The 2649-nt window shown below is 57.3% G+C and carries 4 protein-coding genes; all 4 read right to left on the reverse strand.

Features of this window, described 5'->3' with window-relative positions; genetic code table 11:
• Nucleotides 1–620, reverse strand: a 620-nt coding sequence (locus ACREAY_RS11165; RefSeq protein WP_431755848.1) for a hypothetical protein, incomplete at its 3' end; no start/stop codon positions are given.
• A 59-nt stretch (nt 621–679) separates the two neighbouring features.
• Complete coding sequence (locus tag ACREAY_RS11170; protein WP_431755849.1) at nt 680–1138, reverse strand: phosphopantetheine adenylyltransferase; 459 nt, start codon at nt 1136–1138, stop codon at nt 680–682.
• A gap of 39 nt (nt 1139–1177) precedes the next feature.
• A complete protein-coding gene (locus tag ACREAY_RS11175) occupies nt 1178–1795 on the reverse strand; it encodes a 4Fe-4S dicluster domain-containing protein (protein ID WP_431755850.1) in 618 nt (205 codons plus the stop codon).
• Nucleotides 1796–1841: 46 nt separating this feature from the next.
• Nucleotides 1842–2649, reverse strand: an 808-nt coding sequence (locus ACREAY_RS11180; RefSeq protein WP_431755851.1) for a hypothetical protein, incomplete at its 5' end; no start/stop codon positions are given.

Below are 2649 nucleotides of genomic sequence, written 5' to 3' on the forward strand. Positions count from 1 at the left end.
GTTTCTATCGCTCCCTGCTTTTTAAGGCCCGAAAGGGCCGCGCTGTAAAAGTCGCGGTAAAGGTCGGCGCCATAGTTGCGGTAGTGTGGATAGTGCGCCACCCTTGGCTTTTCGTTATGCGCCTCCTTCCTGAATTGCGAGACGTGGGCGATGTCTATGGGGTTTGGGAGCCAGACGCCGTTGGGGGTAAACCTGAGCAGGTCCGGGGTCGCCACGATGCAAAAGTCGTCATCGCGCTTGTTGCGCACGTCGTCGCCGTGATAGTGCGCAAGCACCCTGTGCCTCCCTTTCCTGCCATATACGTCGCGTTTCAGCTTGCCGTAGGGGTAATGGTAGTGCCAGATCTCGCTCTTTTCCAGCATGCGGTACATCGTGCGCCTTTCAAGCATCCAGAAGGGGTGGTATTTTTTCTCGCCCCGAAAGGCCGTGCGGGCGCTATAGTTTATCATTGTGCCGCCGAACTGGCGGTGGAGCATGTCGTCAAAGCTAAATACCGTGACCTGATGGCCCTTTTTCTCGTGCTCGCTTTCGAGCACGTTGGCCACGCCTGCAGTGTTACCGATGTGCGCTATCTTTAGGCCCGCCCTGACCTGGCTTTGCCCTGCACGGGGCGACTGCATCATAAGCAGTCAGCCAGCCCTTGCGTTCTTTAATTGCCGCATGTTGTTGTAACGACATGCTATCTTGGCTTGCCATTGCTGTCTATCTCGCCGGCCCTTATGCGGGTGGACGAAATCGGCTTTCCATCCTCCGCCTTTACGAGATCGACTGCTATGACCTCGACAGGCGCAAGGCCGTTCTTTGCGCGGACCTCGTTGAGCCTGCTTCCCTTGGCCGCGGTCTCGGCGCTTGCCACGAGCGCGCCGACGTCGCCGGTCGTGACCGCGGGGCCGAATTCGCTGTCAAGCTTTGCAATCTCGTAATCCACGTCGCCAAACTCTTGGCCGATTGTTTTTTTCAGGCTTGCAACGCGCTCTTTAAAAGAATGGTTGAGCTTTTTGTGCCTGACAAACTGGTCGCTTGTCACGCCTATAATGACATGCTCGCCTACCTCAAATGCCTTGGCAAGGAGAGCAATGTGGCCGGCGTGGATCTCGTCAAACGTCCCGCCCGTGGCCACGACGCGGAATCTAGCCAACGCTGACTGGTAGCGTCGCCTGCGATATTAACGCGCCTGTCACTTTTGGAATATCTTGACTGCCTGCGGCGGGCACACGTTTTCGCATGCCAGGCAAAATATGCAGTCCTTCTCCCTCACCATGAACGCCTTTTTGTCAGACGCCGGGTGGCCCGGGGTGTCCAGCCATTCATAGACGTTTACCGGGCAGGCTTCGATGCACGCGCCATCGGCGACGCAGATGTCAAAGTCAATGCAGACGTTTGTGCCCCATATCCCCAACTGCCCCGGGGCGTCGAGCGGGCCCCAGACGTTGATGCCTTGGAACTGGCCGGCAATCTGCCTCTTGGACTTGAAGCCGACGTCTATCGGCCCGTCGACCTTGGCGTAGCTGGTGCCCGTGCCGGATAATGAAATGGTGGTATTTCCGCCTGCAGCAGGAGCGGCTGGCGCCGCTATGGCGGGCGCAGGTGTTGGCGCCGCAGCAGCTGCTGGCATCCCTGCCGCTGGCTTTGGCGCTGCAGGCGCGGCCACCTGGGCCGCCCTTGATTTTTGCCTCTTTACAACACAGAGCTGATCGTGAACTTCTTTCATGCTTTGGAGCGTGATTGGGTTGCTGTGGGTCAAAAGCGTCCCGCAGTCATCGCACACGTACTCTGAAACAGTCGCAGTGGACAACGGGTTAGCTTTGGTTGCTGCTTATTTATTAATTATGACTTTATCGCTAGTATCTTTTCTCTACCTCTCGGAACATCGCTTCCGCAAGCGCCTCCGCGCTGCCCGCCGGTATGACGGCAAGGCCGACTGCCTTGGCAAGCCTGGCGGCGTTTTCTTCGTCGCCCGGCTTGACCAGCAGCCCGACGAGCAGGTCTATCGAGTCGCAATCGAGCAGCTTTATCTTTGATTCCATCAGTTTCGCCCCTGTCGCCTCCGGGTCGCCGTGCGCAAGCAAGGACATGACTATCCTGTTGCCGGTCTCTGTGCGGGGCGAAATGATGTCAAACTTGTGCAGCACCCCTGACCTGCCGAGGATCTTTGTCCCTACCTCTATCTCTATGCCCCGCTCCCTTATCTTTGACTTTACCATGTTGGCGCAGTTATTCAAGACTATTGACTGCTGCAGTATGTCAAGTTCCAGTATGTACTGGCGCGAGTCGAGCCAGATGTCTGCCATGATCTGGTAGAGGAACGAGACCATGCCGGTGAGGTTGGTGATGATGTTGAGGCCGGTGCCCTTGCCCTGCACCCTGGGCGCGTTTGAAAACAGCATCTCTTTGCCGTCGACTATCATTATCTGCACGTCGGTCGGGAACGCCGATATCTTGAACTCGATGGACCCGTGCAGCCTCCTCACGATGTCGATCTCGTCAGAGTTTGGCGCCGACAGGACCCTTACCTTTACGCCCCTGTCGGCAAGCGACTTTAGCACTTCGAGCGCCGCCGGCGCCGCAAACGTGGGGTAAAAGTTGAACCCGATAAACACCTCATTCCTTGCAGAGGCCATGAGCGCAAGCAGGCTGTCGGCATACTCT

It is taken from the genome of Nitrososphaera sp. (assembly GCF_050748925.1).
Lineage (GTDB): Archaea > Thermoproteota > Nitrososphaeria > Nitrososphaerales > Nitrososphaeraceae > Nitrososphaera.